Annotated in this window: 11 protein-coding genes and 1 pseudogene; 2 read left to right on the forward strand and 10 right to left on the reverse strand. The window is 45.8% G+C overall.

Annotated elements, in window-relative coordinates:
- Positions 1 to 153: 153 nt before the first annotated feature.
- Together OGV74_RS04750 and OGV74_RS04755 are read right to left on the reverse strand one after the other, a co-directional pair.
- The gene (locus OGV74_RS04750; RefSeq protein WP_127791700.1) at positions 154 to 399 is read right to left on the reverse strand and encodes a hypothetical protein; all 246 of its coding nucleotides are present in this window, start codon (positions 397 to 399) and stop codon (positions 154 to 156) included.
- A 45-nt stretch (positions 400 to 444) separates the two neighbouring features.
- Positions 445 to 678: a DinI family protein gene (locus OGV74_RS04755; protein ID WP_060855117.1), complete on the reverse strand. Its 234-nt coding sequence runs from the start codon at positions 676 to 678 to the stop codon at positions 445 to 447.
- 553 nt (positions 679 to 1,231) lie between these two features.
- On the opposite strand from OGV74_RS04755, the gene OGV74_RS04760 reads away from it, so the two are divergent.
- A complete protein-coding gene (locus OGV74_RS04760; protein ID WP_196491838.1) occupies positions 1,232 to 1,732 on the forward strand; it encodes a hypothetical protein in 501 nt (166 codons plus the stop codon).
- 223 nt (positions 1,733 to 1,955) lie between these two features.
- Here OGV74_RS04760 and OGV74_RS04765 read toward each other — a convergent pair whose 3' ends face one another.
- Positions 1,956 to 2,153 (reverse strand): hypothetical protein, encoded by a 198-nt coding sequence (locus tag OGV74_RS04765; RefSeq protein ID WP_053271635.1) that lies wholly within the window; start codon positions 2,151 to 2,153, stop codon positions 1,956 to 1,958.
- A 279-nt stretch (positions 2,154 to 2,432) separates the two neighbouring features.
- On the opposite strand from OGV74_RS04765, the gene OGV74_RS04770 reads away from it, so the two are divergent.
- The gene (locus OGV74_RS04770; protein ID WP_053271636.1) at positions 2,433 to 2,813 is read left to right on the forward strand and encodes a hypothetical protein; all 381 of its coding nucleotides are present in this window, start codon (positions 2,433 to 2,435) and stop codon (positions 2,811 to 2,813) included.
- 243 nt (positions 2,814 to 3,056) lie between these two features.
- On the opposite strand, the pseudogene OGV74_RS04775 reads toward OGV74_RS04770, so the two are convergent.
- From OGV74_RS04775 to OGV74_RS04805, 7 genes and pseudogenes are all read right to left on the reverse strand, one after another.
- A pseudogene (locus tag OGV74_RS04775) lies at positions 3,057 to 3,176 on the reverse strand (3'-5' exoribonuclease domain-containing protein); the annotation flags it as partial.
- A 51-nt stretch (positions 3,177 to 3,227) separates the two neighbouring features.
- A complete protein-coding gene (locus OGV74_RS04780) occupies positions 3,228 to 3,785 on the reverse strand; it encodes a DUF550 domain-containing protein (protein ID WP_286520404.1) in 558 nt (185 codons plus the stop codon).
- 3 nt (positions 3,786 to 3,788) lie between these two features.
- A complete protein-coding gene (locus OGV74_RS04785; RefSeq protein ID WP_003839192.1) occupies positions 3,789 to 3,989 on the reverse strand; it encodes a hypothetical protein in 201 nt (66 codons plus the stop codon).
- A 4-nt stretch (positions 3,990 to 3,993) separates the two neighbouring features.
- The gene (locus tag OGV74_RS04790; protein ID WP_230141594.1) at positions 3,994 to 4,188 is read right to left on the reverse strand and encodes a hypothetical protein; all 195 of its coding nucleotides are present in this window, start codon (positions 4,186 to 4,188) and stop codon (positions 3,994 to 3,996) included.
- Positions 4,185 to 4,523 carry a DUF977 family protein gene (locus OGV74_RS04795; RefSeq protein WP_060855152.1) on the reverse strand — a complete coding sequence of 113 codons (339 nt, stop codon included), beginning with the start codon at positions 4,521 to 4,523 and terminating at the stop codon, positions 4,185 to 4,187. The genes OGV74_RS04790 and OGV74_RS04795 overlap by 4 nt, the downstream gene beginning before the upstream one ends.
- A gap of 5 nt (positions 4,524 to 4,528) precedes the next feature.
- Entirely contained in the window at positions 4,529 to 4,945 is a 417-nt protein-coding gene (locus tag OGV74_RS04800; protein ID WP_286520409.1) for a PerC family transcriptional regulator, read from the reverse strand.
- A 15-nt stretch (positions 4,946 to 4,960) separates the two neighbouring features.
- A partial coding sequence (locus tag OGV74_RS04805) for a replication protein P (protein WP_286520411.1) occupies positions 4,961 to 5,265 on the reverse strand: 305 nt, incomplete at its 5' end.

Here is a 5,265-nt window from a genome sequence, read left to right on the forward strand (position 1 = left end):
TATGTTGAAACCAGCTTTTCTTCATAACGCACCTCTGGATGCGGCAAAAAGAAAATCGCTGGCGTTGGTTAACGTCAGTACGCGGGATTGCTTGAATTGATCTTGCGCCATGGGGCTTTCTCCTGTGGCGCAGCAGGTATAGGTTGTTCAGGCCTATGACGGGAGTGTAACAGAATTCTGGGTAACGCGATAACCAGCCCTTTCCAGCATCTGAGTAAACAACGTTGGTGTACCAATAATTTCATCATCCTGAAGAGGCATGAAAGACACCATGCTGCCGCGCCGGTACATCAGGGCACGCTCACATTCTGGAAATGATTGCAGTCTGGCAACGATGACCCCATCGTGACATCTGATGACTGCGTAGCCTTTTTTGGGCAATTCTACTTTTTCTTTCACTTAAACTCCCCCATGCAAACGGGATCAAAGTAACACCCAAAATAATTAATAAAACCAGTCGTCAGCGCTTTCCCAGATATCCTGGAGGATTGATTCAATTTTCTTTTTGTCGTCCTTGTCACCGCCAAAAACACTTAACCCATCTGAACCGGCACGGCGGATTGTGAGCCTGCAATTGTCATAGTGATCATTCAGACGCTTAAGCAATTCTTTCTCCAGTGCTGGTACCGCGCCTTTAGGAAGTTCTTTCATGCGATCAATGGTTAATTCAACTTTCATAATGGCCCCCATTGCATATACTGTGTTTTTATACAGTATACCTATGCGCGGAAATGATCAACGATTTAAGAGCACAAATTGTTAATTTCCTGTCAGTAGTAAAAAAAGAAAACCCGACGTAGTGGGTTGAATTAGCAGTGTTATATTAAGCGGCAATTTCTTTCTGCCGGCACAATCCCGAGAGATTCGCCCTCTGTATCGCATCATCAATGAGCACCTGTATGACCATGAGGCAAAGCGTTATCCAACTTGCATTCATCTTTTTCAATCAGCAAAGGAGTGGTTAGTGCTGTGAGTGGGCTTTGTTCACTTCATGGTAGATAAATCAGCTATGGATAAGTGATAAGAGGTGAAATCAATCCGAATTAACAACCTGAAGCACATGAATCGGAACACAGATATTAAAATCCTAAAGTCTAGTAACAAATAGCCGATATGAGATATTGCTTATCAGTTTAAAAATCATCTATTGAAAAAATGGGGGGAGGCGTTGAAGCGAGTAGAGCGCGATTTTATCTGTCTGTTTAATTGTGTGTGGTATCAAGATTTCCCTGTGTTCAAAGGTGAATATATCAACCGTTCCAACTGGACCATTCATGTTGGCCTGGTCATGCGCGAGTGTGCAAAGTTAATGGGCGCAAGAACATTTTTTGAACAGGGCGGGCGTACCGATGCGGTCCTACAATATCCAGACAATCAAATTTTAACCTATGTTGAGTGGGAGTATAATCAGGCAGACAGAGATAGCGTTAACGAGTTAGACAAACTGCTTGAAAAAAACGACAAGTGCTATTTCTCCACATTCATCTCATATTGTCAGCATGAAAACATCAATATTGTTATTGAAAAAGCAAGTAGAATATGGAGTGAAGCAAGCAGGCCTTTGATTTTTTTTCTTATCACCTATGAGCCTCAAACGAAAAAACGCCGCCATTTTTTAGAACTCAGAACTTATTTTTTCTCAAACGGCAAAAGAAAACTAGTTCGCAAACAACCTGCGCTTCCATGGGATATTGAGCAACGAAAATACAATGTCGAAGAAGATGCAGGATAGAAGAGACATAAGGTTTTCACGACAGTCTCGTTTCGAGCCCTAACTAAAATATTCTGTTCGGAGCAACCAAATAGCTCTGGCTTTGCTGTGACCATGTTCGCGGTACTAACGCCTCTCCAGGTCCGCTTCTCGCTCATGGTGGACCAAAATCAAATCTAAAATGACGTGGCTAAGCGGGAGTACATAGTGAATGACAGGATGCTCCGGGCAGCACCATACTAATTCAGTTCCCGTCAGAGGTAGGCGTTGCTTCATGATGGGATGAGCGCTCCCTCCAGACAATCCATGCTACAGCCGCCTCCCATGATATATATCCATTACCGCCATTTTTCGCTCTGCGGAGATTAACTGCATCACCAAACCTTTCAATGATGAATTTTTCAAATTCTATGCGTTTTTCTTCGTCGATTGTTGAATCCATACCTTCCCCAGAAGAGTCCTACGAATCGCTCTTATTGCATAAAAAATAGCATATACAATAGAGAGTGAAAAACCGACGTAGCGGGTTAACTTTATGTTACTCATGAGTCTTGTCTCGCTGCGACTTAAAAGCGGAACATTCTCGCGCAACTTGCGTTGCTAAGGCTACGGGGTTGAATGGCTCTCCATGCCCATTTAAGAAGGCATGCGGTGTGTAGTTGAACGTTATTTAAAACACAGATAGAATCAAGAAAAATCCTAAATAAATGGAATATTGTTTATGGCTAAGAAAATCGCATTACTGGGCTTTTCTGCTCTTTTTGTTGCAAGTGTTGCTTTTGCTGAAACGACAAGTAACTGGGTTGAGGTTACTACAGCTGATGATGGCATTTTTTCAGCAAAAAAAGGCACATTTAGAAATGTAAAAGGTGATTCATCTGCCTTGTTCATGTATCAAACAAAAAATAAAAAAGTAGAGTACTACAAAGTTAGTATTAAAGATGCCGACTGTGATAGTGGATATGGGGAGATAAGATTCTTCTATATGGATGGGAAATTAGCTTTCAAAGGTGATTATGTTGCTGATGGGAACAGTGTTGGCGCAGGTATTGGTGATTTTATGTGTGGGGTCAGAATTGGACTTAACACACAAAAAAGTTAAATGAGGGGCATTTGTTAAAAAACAATAGCCCCACATTAGATCAATATTGGTTCCGGCATTTCTGGATAAAAGCTTCTATGCTACGGCGCTCATAGCGAACAACCTTAGCGCTGAACTTTACACGGGGCCAATGTAGACCGGTGTAGGTGTTCTGTATTCCATTTACATAATGTTTTTTGCGTAACTCCCAGCTTCTGGCATACCTCGCCCGGAGTGAGGAGATCATCAGGTTGCTCAGTCATGTTATGCCTCGCTGTTATCTGGGGTGATGATTAGCAGCTTCCAGATGGCTGAGACATACATAGCCTGATGTTTCGCATCGACTAGGGCATTATGCATGTCACCTTCAAACGGCATGTCCCGAGTTCTCCCTTTTCGCCGCTTTCGCGTCGCATATTCTCCAAACGGTATTTATCAATCATTACTGTTATCCTCGCAGTAGTAGTGCCGTCCCTCTGGGTCAGTAGATACATGTCCGCAGATATCGCATTCAATTCCAGGAAGCACCGATTCTGACTGCGCTTTGATATGCAGTCGCGGTTCACCGTCTTTCGGCTCTGGCCACTGGCGGTTTTTGTTAACCGCCAGCTTTTCTACCATCGCCAGGGTAATCTGCTTATCACTGATACCGGCACGACGTTGCGCATCCCATAACAGGAATTGCATGTCAGCCCATTCGCTCATCTCGTCTGGTTCCGCAGCAGCCTCGATAGCTTCTTTGGAAAGGTGCTTCAGCGGACCAACTGGACCGACATCGCCGAATGTTTCATCTGACCATGCTGCACGTTCACAGCGTACCTGCTCACGGGCTATCGACTCCAGAACCCCATCAATCACCTTCACTGCATCAGCCATTGCGTAGCCGAGATTACCGCCGTCGCTTTGTGCTGCTGCTTTGCTGAGTATTTCGCGTATCTGGTGCAAGCGATCGAGTGATACAGGACCGTGCGCCGGGTGGTTGTTAGTTGTCATGGGTTAGTCCTCTACCTTGTTTCCGCAATGCGGGCAGTAATTGAACTTATGGGCGAATCCAGGATGCGGAACGGCAAAGCGTTTGGTTTTCTCGTTCCAGTCAGCAATTACGATTTCAAAATTTACGACCGCATTAGCCCAGTCACTGGAAAGAACTGGCTGCGACCCAATCAGGCCGACAATACAGCGATTACATTTTTCCACTGACTCACACCCCCTTCACGCCAATGCCAGCAGTAAATCGCGACGGTGACCAATCGCAATATGTGTTCGACTCCGTGTGTCCAAAAATTGCTTTACAACGATGGATATCGTGGCAATTACCACATGTTATGCCAGCCGGTAATCGCATCTTGTCGGGATCGGCTGGGTCATAATTCAACGCCAGTTTTTCGGTTGTCATGCTGGCATCCTCCCCACGATATCTATAACCCGACGCATAACCGCACTTCCCCGAAAATCTGCTGGTAACTCAATCAGAGGCTTACTCGAACCGTATGAGAATCGTTGGAGATCGAAATCAATTACAGCCTTTTGGTCCCTGAACAAACCTAGACGACCGTAACGAATGAGTTCGCCGCGTTCGGCTGCTACGCGGAAATACTTCTCAGCAGTCTGACGATGCAGCGACAACATCTGTGATGCCTCGCTAACGGTTAAGCGTCCACGGATTTTCACCTCTTCAATGATCACCCGAATAAGTGCCGCCTGCTCTTCTGGTGTATTTGGTCTTGGCATGCTGATCATCTCCGGGCCATACGTAGACATTCATTACGTTGCTGCGCTATACGTGACACTTCAGCTGAACTACGGGCAATGTCTAACATGTCGGTATATACCTTTGCCGCACGCCGCCAGAGTCCTCTGGACTTCAGGTCTTTCGCCATTTTCTCCGCTAATTGCGTTTCAACCGGATCGCTTTTCTCTTCCATGAAGGGCAGTTTTACGTCAGGTAATTCTGCATCCGGAGCGATGTTATAAACATACTGAGTTCCGTTGTGAGTGCGCAGGACTGTGCCACTGACAGTCAGCGCGCGCAGAAACTTACCAGGGGTACCGGATGGAATATCCAGTGCTTCACATACGTCACGTAATACGCAGTTCGGGGTATGGCGCACCACTATCGCTACCCGGTCTTTCTGAGAGATTTCTATGGTCATTGGTCAATACTCGTTTTAGTTAATTAAACCTGCCGCCTTGCGGCGTTTGTATTCTTCCATCAGTATTTGCGCTGGCGTTGGTCCCGCCGGATGGTGCGGCGCCGCCAGTTGACGTCGAATTGGTGGCACACTTAGTCCGTTACCAACATGCTTCGACCACTTCGTAAGTAACTTTTCCGCCAGTCGTTTCAGTTCCCCCTCTGTCATTTGTCGTTCAACGCCCGTTCTGCGCATTTCGATGCAGATGTGATACAGCACGGGCTGAGGCCATGGATATTTATCGCTTCCTGAATACCGATATGACTCATTGCGCCAGCGCC

This window comes from Citrobacter sp. Cf116, assembly GCF_030336505.1.
GTDB lineage: Bacteria > Pseudomonadota > Gammaproteobacteria > Enterobacterales > Enterobacteriaceae > Citrobacter > Citrobacter freundii.